This window comes from Kitasatospora sp. NPDC034035 (genome assembly GCF_055575755.1).
Window position 1 is genome coordinate 170,291 of the sequence record NZ_JBVISA010000013.1, and the last position, 22,715, is coordinate 193,005.

Annotated in this window: 17 protein-coding genes, 2 tRNA genes and 1 pseudogene; 10 read left to right on the plus strand and 10 right to left on the minus strand. The window is 72.9% G+C overall.

All coding sequences use genetic code 11. The features are described 5' to 3' along the window. Positions 1-187 precede the first annotated feature (187 nt). Entirely contained in the window at positions 188-523 is a 336-nt protein-coding gene (locus ACZ52J_RS20410) for a chorismate mutase (RefSeq protein WP_030060240.1), read from the plus strand. Between the two features lie 235 nt (positions 524-758). Beyond that, positions 759-1,625, plus strand: a complete 867-nt coding sequence (gene lepB / locus ACZ52J_RS20415; protein WP_465620512.1) for a signal peptidase I — start codon at positions 759-761, stop codon at positions 1,623-1,625. Here the strand turns inward: lepB and ACZ52J_RS20420 are convergent. From ACZ52J_RS20420 to ACZ52J_RS20430, 3 genes are all read right to left on the minus strand, one after another. Beyond that, positions 1,588-2,703: an EamA family transporter gene (locus ACZ52J_RS20420; RefSeq protein WP_465620514.1), complete on the minus strand. Its 1,116-nt coding sequence runs from the start codon at positions 2,701-2,703 to the stop codon at positions 1,588-1,590. The genes lepB and ACZ52J_RS20420 overlap by 38 nt on opposite strands. A 203-nt stretch (positions 2,704-2,906) precedes the next feature. Then, positions 2,907-5,372 (minus strand): transglycosylase domain-containing protein, encoded by a 2,466-nt coding sequence (locus tag ACZ52J_RS20425; RefSeq protein WP_465620516.1) that lies wholly within the window; start codon positions 5,370-5,372, stop codon positions 2,907-2,909. Between the two features lie 238 nt (positions 5,373-5,610). Next, a tRNA-Lys gene (locus ACZ52J_RS20430) sits at positions 5,611-5,684 on the minus strand. Between the two features lie 123 nt (positions 5,685-5,807). On the opposite strand from ACZ52J_RS20430, the gene ACZ52J_RS20435 reads away from it, so the two are divergent. Both ACZ52J_RS20435 and ACZ52J_RS20440 read left to right on the plus strand, forming a co-directional pair. Beyond that, complete coding sequence (locus ACZ52J_RS20435) at positions 5,808-6,617, plus strand: DUF998 domain-containing protein (protein ID WP_465620518.1); 810 nt, start codon at positions 5,808-5,810, stop codon at positions 6,615-6,617. Further along, a complete protein-coding gene (locus ACZ52J_RS20440; protein ID WP_465620520.1) occupies positions 6,614-7,549 on the plus strand; it encodes an alpha/beta fold hydrolase in 936 nt (311 codons plus the stop codon). The genes ACZ52J_RS20435 and ACZ52J_RS20440 overlap by 4 nt, the downstream gene beginning before the upstream one ends. A 144-nt stretch (positions 7,550-7,693) precedes the next feature. On the opposite strand, the gene ACZ52J_RS20445 is transcribed toward ACZ52J_RS20440, so the two are convergent. The 4 genes from ACZ52J_RS20445 to ACZ52J_RS20460 all read right to left on the minus strand — a co-directional run bounded on the left by ACZ52J_RS20445 (position 7,694) and on the right by ACZ52J_RS20460 (position 11,970). Next, a tRNA-Lys gene (locus tag ACZ52J_RS20445) sits at positions 7,694-7,767 on the minus strand. A gap of 60 nt (positions 7,768-7,827) precedes the next feature. After that, on the minus strand, positions 7,828-9,936 hold the full coding sequence (locus ACZ52J_RS20450) for an ABC transporter ATP-binding protein (protein WP_465620522.1): 2,109 nt from the start codon (positions 9,934-9,936) through the stop codon (positions 7,828-7,830). After that, the gene (locus ACZ52J_RS20455) at positions 9,933-10,973 is read right to left on the minus strand and encodes an ABC transporter permease (RefSeq protein WP_465620524.1); all 1,041 of its coding nucleotides are present in this window, start codon (positions 10,971-10,973) and stop codon (positions 9,933-9,935) included. The genes ACZ52J_RS20450 and ACZ52J_RS20455 overlap by 4 nt, the downstream gene beginning before the upstream one ends. A gap of 16 nt (positions 10,974-10,989) precedes the next feature. Next, entirely contained in the window at positions 10,990-11,970 is a 981-nt protein-coding gene (locus tag ACZ52J_RS20460) for an ABC transporter permease (protein ID WP_465620526.1), read from the minus strand. Between the two features lie 334 nt (positions 11,971-12,304). Between ACZ52J_RS20460 and ACZ52J_RS20465 the strand changes: the two genes are divergently transcribed. Next, positions 12,305-14,008: an ABC transporter family substrate-binding protein gene (locus ACZ52J_RS20465; RefSeq protein ID WP_465620527.1), complete on the plus strand. Its 1,704-nt coding sequence runs from the start codon at positions 12,305-12,307 to the stop codon at positions 14,006-14,008. A 503-nt stretch (positions 14,009-14,511) separates the two neighbouring features. Next, positions 14,512-15,726, plus strand: coding sequence for a low temperature requirement protein A (locus tag ACZ52J_RS20470; RefSeq protein WP_465620529.1), 1,215 nt, complete (start codon positions 14,512-14,514; stop codon positions 15,724-15,726). A 58-nt stretch (positions 15,727-15,784) separates the two neighbouring features. On the opposite strand, the gene ACZ52J_RS20475 is transcribed toward ACZ52J_RS20470, so the two are convergent. Continuing rightward, a complete protein-coding gene (locus tag ACZ52J_RS20475) occupies positions 15,785-16,759 on the minus strand; it encodes a LysR family transcriptional regulator (protein WP_360497099.1) in 975 nt (324 codons plus the stop codon). Between the two features lie 342 nt (positions 16,760-17,101). On the opposite strand from ACZ52J_RS20475, the gene snpA (ACZ52J_RS20480) reads away from it, so the two are divergent. The 4 genes from snpA (ACZ52J_RS20480) to ACZ52J_RS20495 all read left to right on the plus strand — a co-directional run bounded on the left by snpA (ACZ52J_RS20480) (position 17,102) and on the right by ACZ52J_RS20495 (position 21,801). Then, entirely contained in the window at positions 17,102-17,779 is a 678-nt protein-coding gene (snpA, locus tag ACZ52J_RS20480) for a snapalysin (protein ID WP_465620531.1), read from the plus strand. Positions 17,780-18,081: 302 nt separating this feature from the next. Then, on the plus strand, positions 18,082-18,705 hold the full coding sequence (snpA, locus tag ACZ52J_RS20485; RefSeq protein ID WP_360497105.1) for a snapalysin: 624 nt from the start codon (positions 18,082-18,084) through the stop codon (positions 18,703-18,705). Positions 18,706-18,868: 163 nt separating this feature from the next. Next, on the plus strand, positions 18,869-19,528 hold the full coding sequence (locus ACZ52J_RS20490) for a pentapeptide repeat-containing protein (protein WP_465620534.1): 660 nt from the start codon (positions 18,869-18,871) through the stop codon (positions 19,526-19,528). A gap of 197 nt (positions 19,529-19,725) precedes the next feature. Next, positions 19,726-21,801 carry a phosphocholine-specific phospholipase C gene (locus ACZ52J_RS20495; RefSeq protein WP_465620536.1) on the plus strand — a complete coding sequence of 692 codons (2,076 nt, stop codon included), beginning with the start codon at positions 19,726-19,728 and terminating at the stop codon, positions 21,799-21,801. Positions 21,802-21,888: 87 nt separating this feature from the next. Here ACZ52J_RS20495 and ACZ52J_RS20500 read toward each other — a convergent pair. Together ACZ52J_RS20500 and ACZ52J_RS20505 are read right to left on the minus strand one after the other, a co-directional pair. Continuing rightward, a pseudogene (locus tag ACZ52J_RS20500) lies at positions 21,889-22,043 on the minus strand (dihydrofolate reductase family protein); the annotation flags it as partial. A 68-nt stretch (positions 22,044-22,111) separates the two neighbouring features. Beyond that, positions 22,112-22,594 carry a MarR family winged helix-turn-helix transcriptional regulator gene (locus tag ACZ52J_RS20505; RefSeq protein WP_465620538.1) on the minus strand — a complete coding sequence of 161 codons (483 nt, stop codon included), beginning with the start codon at positions 22,592-22,594 and terminating at the stop codon, positions 22,112-22,114. Positions 22,595-22,715: the final 121 nt, after the last annotated feature.

The following is a 22,715-nucleotide window of genomic DNA, read 5'->3' on the forward strand; positions in this document are numbered from 1 at the left end:
ACGCCCGACGGCCCTGGTGGCGCCGGGTGCCGGCGGGGTGCCCGAGGGCACCGCCGGCTGTCCGGATCGTGGACGGATCAGCTCAACGGTGCGGGGCCCGAGCGGGGGCCCTGTTAGATTTGCCCGGGCCCGAGCCCGGCCGGCGTACGGTCGGGCGCCCACCCAGCAGACACCGGGAGCCGCCCCGATGACGGACCACTCCACGACCCCCGACGCCGGCCTGTCCGAGGGGATCGACGACGCCGTACGGGCTGAGCTGACCAGCCTGCGCGAGAGCATCGACAACATCGACGCCGCGGTGGTCCACATGCTGGCCGAGCGGTTCAAGGCGACCCAGCGGGTCGGCCGGCTCAAGGCCGAGCACAAGCTGCCACCGGCCGACCCGGCGCGCGAGCGGGACCAGATCAAGCGGCTCCGCGAACTGGCCGCCGGGGCGAAGCTCGACCCGGTCTTCGCTGAGAAGTTCCTGAATTTCATCATCGCCGAGGTCATCCGGCACCACGAGGCCATCGCCCGCGCCTGAAGGGGGAGCCGCGGCACCTGAGGGGGAGCCGGAGGGAAGGGGAGCCCAGTCCGGAGGGCCCCTGGATACGGTTCCGGAGCGATCTCGGAGCCTTCCCGGTCGCACTCCTGGGGCACTTTCGGAGCGCGGCGCAGGCACCCGCCGATGTCGGTGACGGCTAAATGCCCGATTTCGCCAGGCTCCACGGTTGGCGTAGCGTGCAGGTTTCCCCAGCCGGAGAGGTGGAGCAGCGACGATGGCGGTGAACCTGCCCGCAACGCCCAGCGGAGCTCCCGACGATTCCGCCACCCAGGACGCCCCGCACGCCCCGCATGCCCAGGACTCCCCGTACGCCCCGCACGCTCACCAGGCACCCGGCGGTCGCGCCGAGGCCCGCCGTCGGGCCCGCGGTTCGGGCGGGCGCCGGGCCACCCGCCCGAACGGGACGGGCCGTACAGGCCGTACAGGCCGGTCGGGTCGCCGTCCCCGGCCGTGGTGGATCGAGCTGCCGGCGATGGTCGTGGTCGGCCTGGCGGTCGCGCTGCTGATCAAGACCTGCCTGTTCCAGGTGTTCTCCATCCCGTCCGGCTCGATGGAGAACACCCTGCGGATCGGTGACCGGGTCGGCGTGAACAAGCTGGCGCCGCTGACCGGCTGGGAGCCGGAGCCGGGGCAGCCGGTGGTCTTCAAGGACCCGGGTGGCTGGCTGCCGCCGCAGCCCACCGACCCGAACCCGTTCACCAAGACCGTGAGCTCGGCGCTCAGCTTCGTCGGGCTGGTGCCGCCGAAGGACGACAACTACCTGGTCAAGCGGGTCATCGCGACCGGCGGCCAGACCGTGCAGTGCGAGGGCACCACCCTGAGCGTCGACGGGCGGAAGGTGGACGAGCCGTACCTGCACGCGGGCGACGACTCCTGCGCGGGCCTGGACTTCGGTCCGGTGAAGGTGCCCGCGGGCTACGTCTGGGTCGAGGGCGACCACCGCAGCGACTCGGCCGACTCCCGCTACCACCAGCGCGGCACCGGTGGCGGCGCCGTGCCGGTGAGCAACGTGGTCGGCCCGGTGGCGGGCGTCGTGTGGCCGATCAATCACCTCGACTGGTTCGGCTGGACCGGCCGCTGACCGCGCGCTCGGCGGCCACCCGCTCCCGGGCGCCGTGGCCGTCGCGGGCCCCGTCGGACCCGTCGCGAAGCCCGTCGGAGCCGTCGCGGGCCCCGTCGGAGGCGGCACGGACGGGATCCGCGTCCACCGCGACCCCGGCCTTCTCCTCCGCTCCCGACGTGCTCGCCTGAGCCGCGAAGGCCCCGGCCAGCACCAGCAGACCGCCCGCGATCTGCGGCAGCCCCAGGTGTTCGCCGAGCAGCACCCAGGCCAGCACGGTGGCGACCACGGCCTCCAGGTTGGCCACCACTCCGGCGACCGGCGGCGAGAGGTACCCGACGGAGATCACGCCGGTCAGGTAGGCGAGCACGGTCGCGATCAGGACCATCCACACGGCGGGGACGAACGCGGGCAGGGTGTGCCCGTTCATCACCACGTCGCCGCCGAGCGGGCCCCAGTCGGCCTGCCAGGGCCGGGTGACGGCGGTGAGCAGGACGGCGCCGATGAGCAGCCCGTACGCGCTGACGGCCAGCGGGTCGACCGGGCGCTCGCCGTGGCGGCCGGCGTCGGCGAGCACGAAGTAGCCGACCTGGCAGCAGGCCGCGCCGAGGGCGAACAGCACGCCCAGGGCGTCGAAGCTCAGGCCGTTCCAGACCTCGACCACGCAGGCCAGGCCGGCCACCGCGACGCCGGCGCCGATGGCCGCGCCCCGGCTGATCGGCTTGCGCTGGACGAACTTGACGTAGCCGATCAGCAGCGGCGGCCCGAGGTACTCGATGAGCAGGGCGACGCCGACCGGGATGCGGGAGATCGCCGCGAAGTAGCAGGCCTGGACGCCCGCCACGGCGAGCAGGCCGAAGCCGAGCAGCAGGCCGGGGCGGCGCAGTACGGCGTCCCGGTGCCGGTAGGCGATCGGGAGGAGGGCCACGGCGGCGCCGGTGACCCGCAGCCACACCACGTGCAGCGGGGAGAGACCGGCCTCGATCAGCGGCTTGGCCGCCGTACCGGAGCCGCCGAAGGCGAAGGCGGAGACCAGCGCGAGGCTGAGGCCGAGGGTTCTGCCCGAGGGGAGGGTGGACGGGGCCGTTGATCTGTGCACCGCCGCATTGTGACAGTCATACCGATACTTCGGTAAGGCGCCATTTCGGCATTTGGTCCTGCACTGAACTGTGCGCAGTGGCGCAATCACCGGGCCGACCAACCCAGCCGACCAACCGGGCCGACCAACCGGGCCGACCAACCCGGCCGATCAACCGCGCCGATCAACCGCGCCGATCGGCCGGTCAACGGCCTCCCCGCAGGTCAGCCCCCGGACTGCGACGAGGTCCCCGCCCCGGCCCCCGTGAGAGCGCCCGCCGCGCCCGTGGGCTGGGTGGTCGGCTGCGAGGTCGGGTCCGTGGTCGGCTGGGTGGTCGGAGTCGGCCGCGTGGTGGGTCGCCCGGTCGGCCGGGAGGTGGGTTGGGTGGTCGGCTGGGTGGTCGCGGGAGCCGTCGGTGCCGTGGTGGCCCCGCCGCCGGTGCCGTCCGACGGCGACGTCGGGCCGGAGCCCGACCCGTCGCCGGGCGGGGTGGTGGCGCCGCTGCTCGGACCGCCGGTGGGGGCGCCCGTCGACGGGGTGCCGCTCGGCGTGCTCGGGCTGGTCGGCAGGTCGGTGGCGCCCGAGGAGTCGCCGCCGTCGGCGGGGGTCGGGAAGTCGCTGACCGGCTGGCCCTTGAGCGCGGCCTTCATGTAGCCGGTCCAGATCTGCGCCGGGTACTGGCCGCCCGCCGCGCCGTCGATCCCGCCGACGCCGCTCAGACTGACCTGGGCGCCGGTGCCCGGGTCCTGGCCGAACAGCGCGACCGAGGTGACCAGCTCGGGGGTGTAGCCGACGAACCAGACGGACTTCTGGTCGTCGGTGGTGCCGGTCTTGCCCGCCACCGGGCGGCCGAGCGACTTGGCCCGCCAGCCGGTGCCGCCCGGGTCGTTCACCACGCCCTGGAGCATCGAGGTGACCTGGTTGGCGGTGTCCGCGCTGACCGCCTGGGTGGTCTTGTGCGCGGGCAGCGACACGGCCTCGCCGTCGCGGTCCACCGACTGCACCAGCCACGGGGTGATCTGCTTGCCGCCGTTGTCCAGCGTGGCGTACACGCCGGCCATGTCGAGCACGCTCGGGGTGGCCGCGCCCAGCGGGATGGAGGGGACCGGGTCGAGGCCCGGGGTGGTGCCGGGCAGGCCCAGCGCGATGCCGGTGTCCCGGACCTTCTGCAGCCCGGTGTCCTGCGCGAGCTGCGCGAACGCCGAGTTGACCGACCAGTCGGTGGCCTGCTGCAGGGTGATCTGGCCGTAGCTCTTGTCACCCTCGTTCGGCGGCGCGTACGGGGTGCCCTTGCCGCCGCGGACCTTCCGGCCGCTGGTGCCGTCGTAGACCGTGCGCGGGGTGACGGTGCGGCCGTCCTGGGTCTTGGCGTCGTTCTCGAAGGCGGCGGCCAGGGCGATCGCCTTGAAGGTCGAACCGGCCTGGTAGTCGCGCCGGGTCGCGTTGTCCACGTAGTGCTTCACGTAGTCGACGCCGCCGTACAGGGCGACGATGGCACCGGTCTTCGGGTCCACCGAGACGGCGCCGGCCTGGGCGGCCGCGTCCTTCTTCCGCTTGTCCGGGTTCAGGGTGTCGCGCAGCTGCGCCTGGACGGAGTCCTGCATGGCCTGCTGGCGGCCGGGGTCGATGCTCAGCTTGATCGTGTAGCCGCCCTTGGCCAGCTCGGTCTCGCTGATGGCCCCGTTCGAGGTCAGGTACTGGGTGGCCGCGTTCACCAGGTAGCCGGCCTGGCCGGACAGGCCCGGGTTCGGCTGCGGGTCCCGGACGTCCGGGAAGGTGGTCTTGGCCCGCTCCTCGCCGGGGAGCCAGCCCTCCTTGACCATGCCGTCCAGCACGTAGTTCCAGCGGTTGACGGCGTTCTGCTTGCCCGCCTCGGTGGCGGTGGCCACGTCGTAGGCGCTCGGCGCGTTCAGCAGGGTGGCCAGGTAGGCGCCCTGCGCAGGGGAGAGCGCGGAGGCGTCGACGCCGAAGTAGGCCTGGGCGGCGGCCTGGATGCCGTAGGCGCCGCGGCCGTAGTAGGAGGTGTTCAGGTAACCGGAGAGGATGTCGTCCTTGCTCTCGGTGGCGTCCACCTTGATGGCGATGAAGAGTTCCTTCACCTTGCGGGTGACCGACTGCTTCTGGCTCAGGTACGTGTTCTTCACGTACTGCTGGGTGATGGTGGAACCGCCCTGGGTGCCCTGGCCCTGGGCGGTGTTGACCGCGGCCCGGACCAGGCCCTGGATGTTGACCGCGCCCTCGTTGTAGAAGTTGCGGTCCTCGGCGGCCAGCGCGGCGTGCTGGGCGGCGGGGGAGACCTTGTCCAGGGTGACGTTCTGCCGGTTGGTCTGGCCGGTGCGGGTGATCACCGAACCGTCCGAGTAGAGCCAGGTGTTGCTCTGCGCGGTCGCGGCGGCGTGCGCGTCCGGGACCTTCACCAGCGTGATCCCCAGCACGAACAGGCCGATGCCGAGCAGCAGCGCCGAGGCGAAGCCGAGCAGGGTCATCCGCCAGGTCGGTATCAGCCGACGCCAGCCGGTGCGCTTCGGACGGCGCGGCTTCCTGCCGCCGGACCCGCCGGAGCCGCCGGACCCGCCGGCGACACCGGACACACCGGCGAGACCGGCCGCGCCGGTGGGGCGCTTGAACCGCTTGACCGGCCGGAGACTGATCGACGGCGTGCGACGGCCGCTCTGGGCGTTTCGGGACAAAGCGCGGCCTTTCCTGCGGGCGGACCGAAGCAGCCTGCACGGGCGTGGGGCATCGGCGGGTGGGGGCATCGGCGGTGGGGACCTTTGTCCCGATTCCGGTTCTACTGCCCTGGACGAGCGGGACGGGCCCGATGGCTCCGTCGGATCGGCGATCGAGACCGACATCACACGCAAATCGGACGTCGAAGGCCAAAAAATCGGGGAGCCCCTCGCAGTGCGAGAGGCTCCCCAATGTCTGTGCGCCGCCAGGGACTCGAACCCCGGACCCGCTGATTAAGAGTCAGCTGCTCTAACCAACTGAGCTAGCGGCGCCTGCTGACCTGGAAAACAATACACGGTCCCGAGGGGTGCCTCGAACCGCCCCGGTCGACCGGCGTCCGATCCGTCCCTTTCCTTCCGGTTGGGCTGGAGTTCGCCGCTGGTTAGGGTGGAACCGTGCCCAGCCCCCAGCCAGGACAGCGCACCGCGCGGACCACGGTCGCCGCCCTGCTGCTGCTCAGCGCCGTGGCGTACACCGCCTGGGTGCTGGAGGTCGTGCTGAGCACCGGCCTCGACCCGGTGCAGGCGTACGTCAGCGAACTCGCCGCCGAGGACCAGCCGCTGGGCGGCCTGTTCCGGGCCACCGACCTGGCCGCCGGGCTCTGCCTGCTCGCCGCCGCCGGCACCGCCCTCGCGAGCGGCCTCACCGGCGGCCCCGCCACCGGCCGCGCCGGGGATTCCCGGCGCGGCCGCTGGGCGCTCGCCGGCTGGTCCGCCCTGGGCCTGTTCGGCGCCGCGACCGCCGCCGACTCCCGGCTGCCGCTCAGCTGCACCCCCACCAGCGACGAGATGTGCGCGGCCCGCGAGACCGCCGGGCTCGTCCCCGCGACCCACACCACGCACGCCGTCACCAGCAGCCTCGCGATGCTCGGGGCGCTCACCGCGCTGGTCGCGCTCACCGTCGCCGCCCGCCGTTACGGCTGGTGGCCGCCGGTGCGCCGGCTCGGGCCCTGGCTGCTGGGCGCCGAACTGCTCGCCACCGCCTGGAGCCTCGCCGCGATCGCCGCCTTCCAGGCCGGGCGCGGCACCTGGGCGCTCGGGGCCGGCCAGCGGCTGCAGGTGTTGCTGGTCGCGCTCTGGCTGGCCGTCCTGGCGGTGGGCGTCGCCCGGTCCACCGCGTCCGCCCGGTCCACCACGTCCGCCCGGCCGGACGGGCCGGAGCAGCGCCACCAGGCCGGGCCGCTCCCGGAACGGAGGCCGACATGACCGCACCCGGCGACCCCGGCACCCCCGGAGGCCCGCACACCCCCGGCGACCCCCGCCGGCCCGACGACCCCGGCACCCGGGCGTGCTTCCTGCGCATCGACGGCGTCCCGCTGCACGTCCGCATTGAGGGCAGCGGCCCGGTCTGCCTGCTCAGCGGCGGCCTCGGCAGCAGCTGGTTCGACTGGGACCTCGTCGTCCCCTTCCTCACCCCGTACCGCACCGTGGTCCGCTTCGACCGGCCCGGTTACGGGCTGAGCGCCGCCGAGCCCGCCACCGGGCGGCCCGCCCCGACGGCGGCCGGCGAGGCCGGGCGGATCCGGGTGGTGCTGGACGGCCTCGGGCTGCGCGAGCCCTGCACCGTCGTCGGCCACTCGCTCGCCGGTTTCCACGTCGAGGCCTTCGCCCGGCTGCACCCGGAGCGGACCGCCGGGCTGGTCCTGGTCGACGGCAGCGTCGAACCGGCGGCCCGGCCGTACCCGGCGCCCGGCGCGCGCGACCTGGCGGCCCGGGCGGCGGCCGGCGCCGCCACCGCCCTCGCCGTGCCGTACCTGCTGGGCCCGACCGCCCGCCGGATGGCGGCCCGGCTGTCCACCGTCCGCCGCGAGGACCTCGCCCCGGCACCGCTGGTCCGGCACTGCTACCGCACCGGCCGGGCCCTGCGCGCGCTGCTGCGGGAGAACGCGCGCTACCTCGACGTGGCGGCCGAGCTGGACGGGCTGCGGCGCACCCGGCCGCTGCCCGAGGAGCTGCCGGTCACCGTGCTGGCCGCCGACGACGGCTGCCGGACCCGCCGCACCGAGGCCTGGCTGGCCGAGCAGCGGGAACTCGCGGCGCTGCTCGGCGCCGACTTCCGCACCACGGCTCCGGCCGGGCACCTGGTGATGTTCGACCGCCCGGACGCCGTGGCCTCGGCCGTACTCGACACGAGCTGAGGTCCTGGGCGGATCGGCTCGCCCTCCGTTCCCTGCTGCAGTCGGCGTTCCAACCGGGCCGTCCCGGTCGCGGTGGGAAGGTCCACCCGCTCCGGAAACGCCTCAGGCCGCCCACCGGAGTGGACGGCCTGAGACCTTGCCATGTGCGCCGCCAGGGACTCGAACCCCGGACCCGCTGATTAAGAGTCAGCTGCTCTAACCAACTGAGCTAGCGGCGCCTGCTGACGTCGAAGACATTACACGGCGCCGGGCCGATCCGCCGAATCGTATTCGGGTGATCACTCTTTGTGATGATCCGCAGGTGGCGGCTCCGGGTGGTGGCAGGCCGCCTGGTGGTCCGCCCCCGGCGCGCTGCCGGTCAGCGCCGGCCGTTCCTGCTCGCAGCGGGCCCGGTCCGCCGGGGCCGTGAGCCCGGCGTAGCGCGGGCAGCGGGTGCGGAAGGGGCAGCCGGTGCGGCGCTCGGTGGGGGAGGGCGGGTCGCCGGCGAGCAGGATGCGGTCGCGGGCGCGCTCGGCGGCGGGGTCGGGGAGCGGGACGGCGGAGAGCAGGGCGCGGGTGTACGGGTGACGGGGGCGGTCGAAGACGGCGGAGACCTCGCCCTGCTCGACCGTCCGGCCGAGGTACATCACGCTGACCCGGTCGGCGAGGTGCCGGATCACCGAGAGGTCGTGCGAGACGAACAGGTAGGAGAGCCCGAGCTCCGCCTTGAGCGCCTGCAGCAGGTTGAGCACCCCGGCCTGGATGGAGACGTCCAGTGCGGAGACCGGTTCGTCCAGCACCAGCAGTTTGGGGCGGACGGCGAGCGCCCGGGCGATCGAGACGCGCTGGCGCTGCCCGCCGGAGAACTGGTGCGGGTAGCGGACGGCGTGGTCGGGGTCGAGGCCGACCTGGCGGAGCAGTTCGGGCACCCGGCGGGCGATCTCCGCGCGGGGGGTGCGCTGGGCGAGCAGGGGTTCCGCGACGATGTCGCCGATCGGCATCCGGGGGTCGAGGCTGGCCATCGGGTCCTGGAAGACGATCTGCAGTTCGGCGCGGAGCCGGTGGACTTCGGCCCGGGTCAGCTTCGCGGTGTCGTGGCCGAGCAGTTCGATCCGGCCGGTCTCCGGGGCGCCGAGCCGCAGCAGTTCGAACAGGGTGGTGGACTTGCCGGAGCCGGACTCCCCGACCAGGCCGAGGGTCTCGCCCTCGCGCAGGTCGAGGTCGACGCCGTCCACCGCGTACACCTCGCCGACCTTGCGCTTGAACACCGTGCCCTTGCGTAGCGGAAACGTTTTGCCGAGGCCGCTCACCGCCAGCACCGGCGCCAGGTCGGCGCGGTCGCCGGGAGCGGAGGCGGCGGGCAGCTCCGGCACGGGGTAGACCTCGGACGGCGCGGGCCGCCGCTCGGCGAGCTCCGCCGACCGCACGCACGCCGACAGGTGTTCGTCCGCACCCTCCGAAGCCGGCCCGGGGACGGCCTCCAGGACGGGCTCCGCTGTCGAGCAGCGCTCCTCCGCCAGCGGGCAGCGCGCCGTGAACGGGCAGCCCGGCGGCAGCTCGGCCATCGGCGCCGGGGCGCCGGGGATCGGCACCAGCGGACCGCCGCGCCCGTCCAGCCGGGGCAGCGCGCCGATCAGCCCGAGCGAGTACGGGTGGTGCGGGGCCGAGAACAGCTCGTCCACGGCGGCCGTCTCGACCACCCGCCCCGCGTACATCACCGCGACCCGGTCGGCCGTTCCGGCGATCACCCCGAGGTCGTGGCTGACCAGGACGAGCGCGGCGCCGGTCTCCCGGCGGGCGGTGCGCAGCACGTCCAGCACCTGGGCCTGGATGGTGACGTCGAGTGCGGTGGTGGGCTCGTCGGCGAGCAGGATGTCGGGCTCGTTGGCGACGGCCATGGCGATCATCGCGCGCTGGCGCATGCCGCCGGAGAACTCGTGCGGGAAGCTGTCCAGGGCCCGGTCGGGTGCCGGGATGCCGACCAGGTCGAGGAGTTCGGCGGCCCGGCGCCGCGCGGTGGCCTTGTCCACCCGCTGGTGGATGCGGACCGCCTCGGCGATCTGGTCGCCGATCCGGTAGACCGGGGTGAAGGCGGAGAGCGGGTCCTGGAAGACCATGGCGACCCGGCGGCCGCGGATCGCCGCGAGCTCCCTGCCCGGCAGCCCGACCAGCTCCCGTCCGTCCAGCCGCACCGATCCGCTGACCTGGGCCGTCCCGGGCAGCAGCCCGAGCACGGAGAGGGCGGTGACGGACTTGCCCGAGCCGGACTCGCCGACGATGCCGAGGGTCTCGCCGCGCCGCAGGGTGAGGTCCACCCCGCGGACGGCGGGGACCGGGCCGTGCGGCCCGGCGAAGTCGACCCGCAGGTCCCGGACGGCGAGCAGCGGGGTTTCGACGGTGGTGGTCACGGGTGCTTCCTACGGGAACGAAGGCTGCTGACGGAACGACGGCTGTCGGCGGAACGGCCGGAACGGGCGGAACGGCGGGAACGGGGAGAGCGGCGGGGCGCGGTGCCGGAGGTGGGGTCGAGGGCGTCACGCAGCCCGTCCCCGATCAGGTTGACGGCGAGGACGAACAGCACCAGCAGCCCGGCGGCGAAGTAGAACAGCCAGGGGAACACCGGGGCCTCGCTGGTCCCGGCGGCGAGCAGGGTGCCGAGCGAGACGTCCGGCGCCTTGACCCCGAAGCCGAAGTAGGAGAGCGCGGTCTCGCTCATCACGGCGCCGCCGACCGCGATGGTGGCGTCGATGATGAGGAAGGAGGCGACGTTCGGCAGGATGTGCCGGCTGATGATCCGCAGCGGTCGTACGCCCATGAACCGTGCGGCGCGGACGAATTCGCGCTCGCGCAGGGAGATGGTCATCGAGCGGACCACCCGGGCGGTGATCATCCAGTTGAACAGTGCGAGCAGCAGGACGAAGGCGATCCAGCCGGCGCTCTTCAGCCGGGACGAGACGACGGTGATGACCAGGAAGGCGGGGAAGACCAGCAGCAGGTCCACCACGAACATCAGCGCCCGGTCCGCCCAGCCGCCGAAGTAGCCGGCGCAGGCGCCGACCACGGACGCCAGCACGGTGGAGAAGAGCGCCACCAGCAGGCCGATGATCAGCGACTTCTGCAACCCGCGGACGGTCTGCGCGAACACGTCCTGACCGACCCCGTTGGTGCCGAACCAGTGGTCGGCGGAGGGGGGTTGGTGCAGCGCGGAGAAGTCGGGGGTGGCGTAGTGCCAGGGCGTGAGGTACGGCCCGCCGAAGGCGAGCGCGAACAGCAGCAGCACGATGACGGCCCCGGCGAGGGCCCCGCGGGCGGCGAGCAGCCGGGCCAGGACGAGCCGTCCGCGGCCGCTCGCCCGGGGCGCGCCGACCGAAGCCGCGGGTGCCGTGAGTGCCGTGGGCCCTGTGGGTTCGGTGGGCTCGGCCGGTTCGACGGAGAGGGTGGTCATCTCGGGTCTCCTCCGGTCAGGACCGCACGCGCGGATCGAGGGCGGCGTGCAGGGTGTCGGCGAGGAAGCCGGAGGCGAGGACGACGACCGCGGTGAACAGGTTGATCGCCACCACCGAGTTGACGTCCTGTTCGTTGATCGACTGGATCAGCCACTCGCCCATGCCGTGCCAGCCGAAGATCGTCTCGGTGAAGATCGCGCCGGTGAAGATGCCCAGGAAGCTGTAGGCGAACATGGTCGACATCGGGATCACGGCGGTGCGCAGCCCGTGCTTCAGCAGCGCCCGGCCGCGGGTGAGGCCCTTGGCCTCGGCGGTGCGCAGGTAGTCGGAGCCGAGCACGTCGAGCATGGTGCCGCGCTGGTAGCGGCTGTAGGTGGCGAGGCCGCCGAGGGCCAGCGAGATGGTGGGCAGCAGCAGGTGCAGCGCCCAGTCGGCGAGGTGGGTGCCGAGGCCGCCGGCCAGTCCGGGGGTCTCGTAGCCGGTGAACGGGATCACCTCGTGGCCGGCCGCGTCCTTGGCGGCGATGGCGCCGTTCTTGAGGAACAGCGCGACCAGGAAGACCGGCGTGGAGAGCAGCACGAAGGACAGCACGGTCAGCAGCCGGTCGGAGATCCGGTACTGGCGGACGGCGCTCCACGCCCCGACGGCGATGCCGAGGACGATGCCGAGCAGGCTGCCGATCAGCAGCAGCCGCAGGGAGACCCACACCCGCCGGCCGAAGTCGTCGGTGACCGGGGTGTCGTGGATGGTCCGGCCGAGATCGCCGTGGAGCAGCCCGCCGGCCCAGTGGCCGAAGCGCTCGACCACCGGGGTGTGGTCGTTCAGGTTGAGCGCGGTGAGCTGGCGTTCGACCGATTCGGCGGACGGGCGGGGCAGCTTGGCGTCGAAGTAGGTGCGGGGCTGCAGGGCTGTCGCGGAGATCGCGTACGCCAGGAAGACGGCGGCGATCAGCAGCACCGCGTAGTAGCTCAGCCGCTTCGCCAGGTAGCTGAGCATCAACGGCCGCCCGGGGTGGGGGCGGGGCCGACGCGTCTGGTGGGCATCGGGTGGTGGCCTTCGGTCGGGGCCCGGTCCGGGCGTCAGGTGGCAGGGGTGGCAGGTGAGTTGGGAACGTGCAGGTCAGAGTGAAACACCTGGGGACGGCGGTGGTGTTGCGGCGGTATTGCCGCCTGTGACGTTTGGATCAGGCGTTCGCTCCTCCCCCTGGTGGCGGATCTGATCCGCTGTTACGTTCCTCTGGCTCGGTGCCGGTTTGAGTGCCCATGCTCAAGCCTTGTCACACCTCGCGCGGCACAACTCCCGCATCGCAGAACTCACCCAGGGGGACCTCATGGACGCTTCCACTACGGCCCGCCGTCTCGGCAGGACGGCCGCGCTTGCCGTCGCCGTCGCGCTGGCGGTCACCGCGTGCACCTCGGGCGGGAGCGGTTCGGGCGACGGCGTGGCCAAGAGCGAGCCGCCGAGACAGGACTCCCAGGACATCAACGCCAAGCCGCTGGACCAGGTCAAGGACGGCGGCGAGGTGCGGCTCCCGCTCTACCAGTGGATCACCCAGTGGAACCCGTTCCAGGTGGACGGCACCTACGGCGACGCGATCTCGATCATGCGCACGCTGGAGCCGTCGCTCTTCAACACGGACGCCTCGGGCACCTTCCAGCCCAACCTCGACTACCTGGTGGAGGCGAAGGTCACCTCGACCTCGCCGCAGGTGATCACCTACAAGCTCAACCCCAAGGCCAAGTGGTCCGACGGCAAGCCGCTCGGTTACCAGGACTTCAAGGCGGACTGGCAGGCCAGCAACGGGAAGGACGCCGCGTACAACATCTCCGATCCGTCCGGGTACGAGCGGATCTCGGCCGTCGAGCAGGGCGCCGACCCGAGCGAGGTGAAGGTGACCTTCTCCGAGCCGTACGCGGACTGGCAGAACCTGTTCCGCCCGCTGATCCCGGCCGCCGGGATCTCCACCCCGGACGACTTCAACAAGGGCTGGGTGGAGAAGATCCCGATCACCGCGGGCTCCTTCAAGGTCGGCGTCGCGGACAAGACCGCGCAGACCCTCACCCTCGTCCCGGACCCGGCCTGGTGGGGCACCAAGCCCAAGCTGGACCGGCTCACCTTCCGGGTGATGTCCCAGTCCGCGACCACCCAGGCCTACCTCAACAACGAGATCGACCTGGCCACCGCCGGCACCGCCACCGCGTACGGGCAGCTCAAGGACGCCAAGGACACCGTGATCCGCGCGGCCAGCCCGTGGGACGAGGTGCACATCTCCTTCGGCGGGGGCGGCGCGCTGGCGGACCAGCGGGTCCGCCAGGCGCTCGGCAAGGCGCTCGACCGTTCGGCGCTGATCAAGATCGCCAACAACGGGGTGCCGGTCGAGTTCAAGCCGCTCGGCAACCACGTCTTCATGCCCAACCAGAGCGGCTACCAGGACAACTCCGGCGAGTGGGCCAAGTTCGACCAGGCCGCCGCCAAGAAGCTGCTGGACGACGCCGGTTGGAAGGAGGCCGGCAGCGGCCAGCCGCGCACCAAGGACGGGCAGCCGCTGGAGCTGCACTGGGTGATCAACGACGCCACCCCGCAGGCCCAGCTCGACCTGGCCACCGCGGCGGCCGCGATGTGGCAGGCGGCCGGGGTCAAGGTCGCCCTGGACAAGGTGCCGTCCAACGACTTCTTCACCAAGTACGTGAACCCGGGCAAGTTCGAGATCGCGAGCTGGCGCAACACCGACTCGTTCCCGCTGTCCAAGAGCCTGACGAACTTCCGCCTGCCGGTGGGCGACAACAGCTTCGAGAACCCCTCACGCCTGGGCACCCCGGAGATCGACGACCTACTGAAGAAGGCGGCCGGGACGGTCGACCCGACGGAGGCCGCGAAGCTCTACAACCAGGCGGACGCGAAGATCTGGGAGCTCGGCCACACCGTCGAGCTCTACCAGCGGCCGGTCGTGCTGGCGGTGCGCAAGGGCCTCGCCAACTACGGTGCCTTCGGGCTGGCGGGGGAGGACTACAGCAAGGTCGGCTGGGAGAAGTAGCCGTCGCGGACACGGCGAGGCGGGCCGCACGGCAGGCGCTGGCGAGCAGCGCGGTGATCACGAGGCCGGTGGTGCGACACGGGAAGGTCGGCTCTGCCGCCCCCGCTGTCCCGCCACCGGCCTTGACCTTCCGCGTTGCCCGCAGGCCGCCCGTGTCATGGAGCCCCGCAGGGCCCGCGCTTTTCCGACCGGGGATGAATCTAGCGGCGCTCCGGTCCCGCACGGCGCAGCGCGCGGGGCGCGCCCGGAAACCCGCCGCGCTGTCACCCGGTTCGCGCACCGGAGCGTCAACTGGGGCTGACGGAAAGGAAAAAAGGGACCTTCGGGGTCACCGCGCCCGGGGGCGCCCGAGGCTGCCGTACCGGCGCGCTGCCCTTCCCGCTGCCCTTCGCGCCGCCCGGCGTACTGCCCGGCGTACGGTCCGCGCCGGTGCGTGCGCCGGGCCCGGGGCGCTGCCAGGATGCGCGGGACGACCCGCCCCTCCCGATCCCGGAGCAGCTCCGATGGCCAGTGAACCCGCCGCCGCGGCGCCCCGCGCGCACCACGTCGACCCGCCGCCGGTGCGCCGGATGATCCCGCGCGACCGCGACGAGCCGCACCGGGTCGCCACCCCGCTGGAACTCTTCTTCGACCTCTGCTTCGTGGTCGCGGTCGGCCAGGCCGGGCGCGAACTGGCCCACTCCCTCGCGGCCGGGCACTACGAAGAGGGGCTGCGCGGCTACGCGCTGGCTTTTTTTGCGATTTGGTGGGCCTGGATGAACTTCACCTGGTTCGCCTCCGCGTACGACTGCGACGACGTGCCGTACCGGGTCACCACGCTGGTGCAGATCGCCGGGGTCCTGATCCTCGCGGCCGGGGTGCCGCGGCTGTTCGCCACCCAGGACCTGGTGCTGGCGATCACCGGCTACGTGGTGATGCGCCTCGCGATGGTGACCCAGTGGCTGCGCGCCGCGGCCGGCGAGCAGGGCGAGGCGCGCCGGGTCGCGGTGCGGTACGCGGTGGGGATCACGATCTGCCAGGTCGGCTGGATGGTGCTGCTGTTCCTGCCGCACGGTGCGCGCCCGTACGTCATCCCGATCGGCGTGCTGTGCGAGCTGGCCGTGCCGGTGATCGCGGAGCTGCGGATGCAGACCTCCTGGCACCCGCACCACATCTCCGAGCGGTACGGGCTGTTCACCCTCATCGTGCTCGGCGAGACGGTGGCGGCGGCGACCGTCGCGGTGCAGTCGGCGGTGGACGAGCACGAGGAGCTGGGCCGGCTGGTGCCGGTGGCGATCGGCGGTCTGCTGATCTGCTTCGCCGCCTGGTGGATCTACTTCGCCCGGCCGGTCCACGAGCACCTGCGCTCCAACCGGCAGGCCTTCGCCTGGGGGTACGGGCACTACCTGGTGTTCGGTTCGGCGGCGGCGATCGGCGCCGGGCTGGAGGTGGCGGTGGAGTCGGCCGTGCACAAGGCGGAGATCTCCGAGACCGCCGCCACCGCGACGGTCACCGTGCCGACCGCGGTCTACCTGGTCACGGTCTGGTTCCTGCACTCCCGGCACACCAAGCGCGGCATCGTCGCCCAGGCGGTGGCGCCGGGCGGGGCCGCGCTGGTGCTGGCCTGCACCGCGCTCGGCGGCTCCGGGGTCCTGGCGGCGGGCCTGGTCTGCGCGCTGATGGTGACGGTGGGCGTGCTGATCCACAGCCGGGAGGGGCGGGTCCGGGGCGCTGCCTAGGGCCGCCCCAGGGGCCCGGTGCGTTGCCCAGGACCGCCCCAGAGGTCCGGGGCGCTGCTTAGGACCGCCCCAGCAGCACCGGTTCGTGTCGTGCCAGCCAGGCGAGGTAGGCCGGGTTGACCTTGGCCAGATCCAGGTAGGCGGCGCGCAGTTCGCCGTACAGCGCGTCCAGTGCGGGCGGGCTGAGCGCGCGCGGGCGCCAGGTGAACAGCAGCCGGACGGCCAGCGGGTCCCCGTGCACCGGGCGGACGACCGTGCCGGGCCCGGGCGGGGCGGTCGGCTGGCAGGGGCGGACGGCCTCGCCCGAGGCGACCAGCTCGGCGGCGGTGGCGTTGTCCCGCACCTGCAGCACCCGGGGGTTGAGCCCGGCTTCGCTGAACACCCGGCGCATCGCCGCGTACTCGTGGTCGGCGGTCGGGTCGACCATCCAGGTGTCCTCGGCGAGTTCGGCGAGGCGGACGACCGGGCGGGCGGCGGCCGGGTGCCCGGCGGCCAGCTCGACGTACTGCGGCTCGCGGGCCATCAGCACCCGCTGCTCGGCGTCCGGCGGCACCCGCAGCGGGAATCCCTCGCTCTCGTGCACGAAGGCCACGTCCAGCTGGTCGGCGGCGACCATCCGCAGCAGCGCGCTGGCCGAGACGTCGACGTGGATGGTGGTGTCGGTGTCGGGCAGCCGGTCGTGCACCCGGCGCAGCCAGGCCGCGACCGCCCGGCTGCCGACGCTGCCGATGCGCAGCCGCCGCTGCCGGCCGGGGCCGGTCGCGTCGCGGGCCTCCTGTCGGGCGGCGGCCACCAGCGCGGCCATCTCGGTGATCACCGGCCGGGCCCGGGAGAGCACCGAGTGGCCGAGCGCGGTGGGCCGGCTGCCGGTCTGCTCGCGGGTGAACAGGGTGCCGCCGATGGCCCGTTCGATGCGGTGCAGCTGGGTGGTGAGGGATGGCTGGGTCATGCCGAGCTGGAGCGCGGCCTTGCGGAGGCTGCCGGTGTCGGCGATGGCGCACAGCACCCGGAGGTGTCTCACGTCGAGCTCCACGTCGGGAGCATAGACGCCATCGAGCCATCTCGCCAAGGACATGACAGGCAATCAAAGGCCCGCCGGCGGCCCGCCGGGCGGTTCGCACGCCAAACCGCACGGCAGGCCGCGTGACGGACCGTACGGCAGACCGCGTGACGGACCGTACGGCGCAACCCCGCCGGTATGCGGCGGTGCTATCGCCGGTTGACATCATCCGCGACGGGCCCGGGCGGGTCGAAGCTCGGGGGCAGCAACCCGCCCCGGCCACCGGCCGAGGCGGCCCCCCACCGTGCGCCGCCGCCGTTGCCCGGCCCCCACCGGCTCCGGCGAGGCCGCGCACCGCGCATTCGGAGCCCCCACATGAAGCGATCCGTGCTGTCCGCCGCCCTGGGCCTCGCCCTCGCGGCCGGCCTCGCGACCCTGCCCGCCACCGCCATCGCCGCGCCGGCGGCGCCCGCCGCCCCGGCCGCCCACGCCGTTCAGGGCTACACCCCGGCGACGTACGCCGGTTCGGCCGCGGAGGCCGCGGAGGCCGCGAACAACCGGGCCTTCTTCCAGGCCGTGGTGGCCTCGGTCAAGGCCAAGCGGGCCGCCAACCCGTGGCTGCAGACCGTCACCGTCACCTACGACACCGCCAACGCCCCGTCCTTCACCAGCCAGATCGCCACCGCCGCGCAGATCTGGAACGGCTCCGTGCGCAACGTGCGGCTCCAGGAGGCCGGTGGCAACGCCGACTTCTCGTACTACGAGGGCAGCGACAGCCAGGGCTCGTACGCCAGCACCGACGGGCACGGCCACGGCTACGTCTTCCTCGACTACCAGCAGAACCAGGAGTACGACTCGGTGCGCGTCACCACCCACGAGACCGGGCACGTACTCGGCCTGCCCGACGACTACTCCGGCCCGTGCAGCGAGCTGATGTCGGGCGGCGGCCCCGGCCCCTCCTGCACCAACCCGTACCCCGACGCCAACGAGCGCGGCCAGGTCGACTACCTCTGGGCGAACGGTCTCGCGGCGGCCGACCAGGCTGTCCGGTAGCCGAGTTCGGGGCGCGGCGGGCCGCTCGGCCGGAATCGAGCGGCCCGCCGCTCTGGGTACTTCCCCGCTCCGGAGCCTAGCCGCCGCCCGAACGGAATGCCAGGGGAACGGTTGGGTCAAGGCCAGGGAAAGGCGGCTCGAATCGGCGAGAGCCCAGGGGTATTGCACGGAGCTATCGCGGATTGACATCATCCGCCCGCCCGCCGGGCTGCCCGAAGCTCTGGGGACATCACCCGTTGACCAGGTGTCCCCCCGGGCCGGCCCCCAACCGGCCACGGCACCACAGGAATCGGAGCCCCCACATGAAGCGATCCGTGCTGTCCGCCACCCTCGGCCTCGCCCTCGCGGCCGGCCTCGCCGTGCTGCCCACCACCGCCGCGGCCGCGGCCCCGGCCGCCCCGGCCGTGCAGGGCTACACCGCCTCGACGTACGCCGGTTCGGCCACCGAGTCCGCGGACAACCAGGCCTTCTACCAGGCCGTGATGGCCTCCGCGAAGGCCAAGCAGGCCGCCAACCCGGGCCTGGCGACCGTCGTGGTCACCTACGACGCCAGTTCGGCCCCGACCTTCCGCAACCAGATATCCCAGGCCGCGCAGATCTGGAACAGCTCGGTCGGCAACGTCCAGCTGCGGTCCGGCTCGGCCGCCGACTTCCGCTACTACGAGGGCAACGACAGCCGGGGCTCGTACGCCAGCACCGACGGGCACGGCAGCGGCTACATCTTCCTCGACTACCAGCAGAACCGGCAGTACAACTCGGTGCGGGTGACCGCCCACGAGACCGGGCACGTGCTCGGCCTGCCGGACCACTACTCCGGCCCGTGCAGCGAGCTGATGTCGGGCGGCGGCCCCGGCACGTCCTGCACCAACCCCTACCCGAACGGCACCGAGCGCAGCCGCGTCAACTCCCTCTGGGCGCGCGGCTGACGCTCCCGACGGACCCCGGACCGGCCGCCCCTCGCGGCCGGTCCGGGGTCTCCGCCGTGGGTTCCGGGATCGGTCACTCAAGGGCCTCGTCGCTGCGGGGCGTTGTCGGTGCCGCGTGCGAGCATGCGGCGAGACCGTACGCCCCCGACCGCAAGGTGCCGCCATGTCCCGTTCCGTCCCCGACCGGCTCGACGACCTTCCGTACGCCGAACTGCTGCGCCCGCACGCCGGCCCGCTGCGCAGCGACGAGCGGTACGACACCGCGCACTTCGACGGCGGCGAGCACACGGACGAGTCGGGCGCCGGGGCGGCCTTCCTGGAGTGCGCCTTCACCGGCGTCGCGCTCAGCGGGGTCAAGCTGCGCCAGGCCCGGTTCAACGAGGTCTGGGTGCAGGCCGGCCGCTGGGTGGCCTGCGACCTCAGTGACTCCGAGTGGCAGGACAGCGCCTTCGTCGGAGGTGTGCTGGCCGGGGTCGCCGGGTACGGCTCGGCGCTGCGCCGGGTCGTGTTCCGCGGCTGCAAGCTGGAGGCGGTCAACCTGCGGGCGGCCGTGCTGCGGGACGTCGTCTTCGAGGACTGTCTGCTGCGCGACGTGGACTTCGGCGAGGCGAAGCTGACGGGGGTGTCCTTCCCCGGCTCGACGCTGGAGGAGGTCCGGCTGCGCGGGGCCACGCTGAGCAAGACCGACCTGCGCGGCGCCGTCCGGCTCGGGCTGGCCGACGGCCACCAGGGGCTGCGCGGCGCGGTCATCAGCTCCACCCAGCTGCTGGAGCTGGCGCCCCAGTTCGCGCAGGCGCTGGGCATCGACGTGAAGGACCGCTGACGGCGGGCCGCCTCCGTCCCTCCCCGGCGTTTCCGTCGTGCGTTCAGCCCGGCGTCGCTCGGTGACACCCGGACGAACAGTCCGCCAATCCTGCTGCACGCATCTGGTGGCCGCTCCGTCCGAGGTGGAAACTGCTGCGCGATCGATGAGCCCGACTTGTGTACACAACATCGCCAGCGAAGGGACGGACTGGGCTGATGGCCGAGTTGAGTCGTAGGAAGTTCGTCACGCTGTCCGGCGCCGCCGCGGCCGGTCTCGCCGTGGCCGGCACCGGTGCGGCGGGAGCCGCCCCGGGCGCGCCCGCGGTGGCCTCCACCACCACGCTCCAGCAGACCGGCACCATCACCGACGCGCAGCACGTGGTGATCCTGATGCAGGAGAACCGCAGCTTCGACCACTACTTCGGCACGCTGCGCGGCGTGCGCGGCTTCGCCGACCGCAGCGCGATCCAGATCGCCGGCGGCTACAGCGTCTTCAACCAGCCCAACGGCCTGCTCAGCCGCCAGTACCCGTGGCAGTTCAGCCAGACCAAGCCGGCCGGCGGCGCCGACCCCGAGCGCCTCGCCCAGTGCAACGGCGACCTCAGCCACGGCTGGAGCGACCAGCACAAGGCGTGGAACGGCGGCAAGATGGACTCCTGGGTCGCCGCCAAGGGCAACGTCCGCACGCTCGGCTTCCTCACCCGCCAGGACATCCCGTTCCACTACGCGCTGGCCGAGAACTGGACCATCTGCGACGCGTACCACTGCTCCGTCCTGAGCGCGACCGGCCCCAACCGCACCTACCACTGGTCCGGCCAGATCGACCCGGCCGGCACCGCGGGCGGCCCGGCCTACGACGGCGGCGACGAGAAGGGCCTGCGCTGGCAGACCTACGCCGAGGCCCTGGAGAACGCCGGCGTCAGCTGGAAGGTCTACCAGAACGCCGCCGACAACTACGGCGACAACGCCCTCGCCTACTTCAGCCAGTTCTCCGGCGCCCCGGCCGGCAGCCCGCTGGCCGTCAAGGGCATGGGCTCGGTGCCCAAGGCCACCGGCAAGACCCCGGACGACATCGCCGCCGCGATCAAGGCCGACGTGCTGAACGGCACCCTCCCGCAGGTCTCCTGGATCGTCCCCGACCAGGCCTCCTCCGAGCACCCGTACGCCACCCCGGCCGACGGCGCGCACTTCGTCCACATGGTGATCGACGCGCTCAACGCGGACCCGAACGTCTTCAACTCGTCCGTCCTGTTCATCAACTACGACGAGAACGACGGCTTCTTCGACCACGTCCCGCCGCCGGTCGCCCCGGCCGGCACCCCGGGCGAGTTCTACAACGGCACCAACATCGGCCTCGGCTTCCGCGTCCCGCTGATCGCCGTCTCGCCCTGGACCCGCGGCGGCTGGGTCAACTCCGAGACCTTCGACCACACCTCGGTGCTGCGCTTCCTGGAGACCTGGACGGCCGCCCTCGGCACGCCCGCGCAGTGCGTGAACATCAGCGACTGGCGCCGCCGCGTCTGCGGCGACCTGACCAGCGCGTTCGACTTCGCCAACCCGGTCTACGGCCTGCCCGCGCTGCCGGACACCTCGCAGACCATCGGCCTGTCCGCCTGCGGTCCGCTGCCCAACCCGGCGCCGGTCAACAACCAGCTGCCGCTGCAGGAGAGCGGCACCCGCCCGGCCCGCGCCCTGCCCTACCAGCCGAACGCCAACCTGGACCACCTGGAGTTCGGCTCCGGCGGGGTGATGAAGGTCTGGATCACGATGGCCAACCAGGGCGCGGCGGCGCTGAAGTCCGCGCACTTCGCCGCCTACGCCAACGCCTACCGCAGCGGCGGCCCGTGGCAGTACACCGTCGACCCGGGCGGCAACACCAGCGACTTCTTCAACTGCGGCACCGGCTTCGGCGGCGGGCCGTACGACCTGACGGTGGTCGGCCCCAACCGCTTCCTGCGCCGTTTCAAGGGTGACGCCACCAAGGCGGGCAAGGACGCGGCCGTCACCGCCTCGTACGCGATCGAGCCGGGCACCGGCAAGCTCGCCCTCTACTTCACGCTGGCCAACAACGGCGGCACGCCGCTGACCTTCACCATCGCGTCCAACAACTACCGCACGGACGGCCCCTGGACGTACCAGGTCCCGGCCGGCGGCAGCGTCAGCGACTTCTTCAACGCCGTGGCGTACACCAACGGCTGGTACGACTTCACGGTGACGGTGGACGCGGACAGCAGCTGGTCCCAGCGCTTCACCGGCCACCTGGAGGCGGGCACGCCCAGCATCACCGGCTGACGACCGCCCTCACCGCGTGCAACGGCGGCCCCACGACCCGGTACCTCGGGTGGTGGGGCCGCCGTCGTCCCCGAGCGGGCCCTCCCGTCACCTTCGCCGGAACAGGTGGTGTGCGTCACGCCGCTCGGGCTGGGCACGACCTCCAGGTGGAACCGGTCGAGCAGCCCGTCGGGGGACTCCCAGAGCCGCAGTCCGGATCCGAGCACCACCGGCGAGACCGCCACGTGCACGGTGGCGACGAGGCTTTCCTGCCGGCGGCCTCTCCCGCGGATGCCCGCCGTCACGGACGCGCGGCTGACTCCGGGCGGCTTCAGAGCCGGTCGTAAATGGTGCCGAGCTGCCGCAGGACGTCGGTCGCGACGTCCAGGGCGGTGGTGTCGTGGCGGGCGAGTGCGGTGTCGAGTGCCCGGACCAGGGCGTCCTGGCGTTCCTGGTGGCGGCTCCGGCCGGTGTCGGTGAGGGCGACCAGCACGGATCTCTTGTCACCGGCGGGGCGCTCGCGAGTGACGTAGCCGGCCGCGACGAGGCCGTTGACCAGCTGGGTGGTGGCGGCGCCGGTGGTCTCGGTGGCGGCGGCCAGTTGGCCGATCGGCAGCGGGCCGGTCTCTGCGAGGGCCCGCAGGGCGCGGGCGTGGGTGAGGGAGAGCGCGCCGGGGGTGCGGGTGGCGCGTCCGCGCAGCCGGGAGTCGGCGGCGCTGAGGCTGTAGGCGGCGCGCGCGAGCGAGTCCAGGGCCCGGTCGCGGGCGGCGCCGGACGGCGGTTCGGGCTCGGGCTGGGCCTGCGGCTGTGACATGGGGTGGTCTCCGTGGTGCGGGCGAGGGGCGAGTTGACAGGAGTTTAGCCTAAGTACTTAATAGATAAGTACTTAGCTAGGCATTGCGGAGCGGGGTCGGGTACCCCGTCGAGAGAGGACA

Excerpts from the sequence above, each read along its gene's own strand:
- ACZ52J_RS20410 (WP_030060240.1), top strand. The coding sequence starts at position 188 with ATGACGGACCACTCCACGACCCCCGACGCCGGCCTGTCCGAGGGGATC.
- lepB (WP_465620512.1), top strand. The coding sequence starts at position 759 with ATGGCGGTGAACCTGCCCGCAACGCCCAGCGGAGCTCCCGACGATTCC.
- ACZ52J_RS20440 (WP_465620520.1), top strand. The coding sequence starts at position 6,614 with ATGACCGCACCCGGCGACCCCGGCACCCCCGGAGGCCCGCACACCCCC.
- ACZ52J_RS20455 (WP_465620524.1), bottom strand. The coding sequence starts at position 10,973 with ATGACCACCCTCTCCGTCGAACCGGCCGAGCCCACCGAACCCACAGGG.
- ACZ52J_RS20460 (WP_465620526.1), bottom strand. The coding sequence starts at position 11,970 with ATGCTCAGCTACCTGGCGAAGCGGCTGAGCTACTACGCGGTGCTGCTG.
- ACZ52J_RS20465 (WP_465620527.1), top strand. The coding sequence starts at position 12,305 with ATGGACGCTTCCACTACGGCCCGCCGTCTCGGCAGGACGGCCGCGCTT.
- ACZ52J_RS20470 (WP_465620529.1), top strand. The coding sequence starts at position 14,512 with ATGGCCAGTGAACCCGCCGCCGCGGCGCCCCGCGCGCACCACGTCGAC.
- snpA (WP_465620531.1), top strand. The coding sequence starts at position 17,102 with ATGAAGCGATCCGTGCTGTCCGCCGCCCTGGGCCTCGCCCTCGCGGCC.
- snpA (WP_360497105.1), top strand. The coding sequence starts at position 18,082 with ATGAAGCGATCCGTGCTGTCCGCCACCCTCGGCCTCGCCCTCGCGGCC.
- ACZ52J_RS20490 (WP_465620534.1), top strand. The coding sequence starts at position 18,869 with ATGTCCCGTTCCGTCCCCGACCGGCTCGACGACCTTCCGTACGCCGAA.
- ACZ52J_RS20495 (WP_465620536.1), top strand. The coding sequence starts at position 19,726 with ATGGCCGAGTTGAGTCGTAGGAAGTTCGTCACGCTGTCCGGCGCCGCC.
- ACZ52J_RS20505 (WP_465620538.1), bottom strand. The coding sequence starts at position 22,594 with ATGTCACAGCCGCAGGCCCAGCCCGAGCCCGAACCGCCGTCCGGCGCC.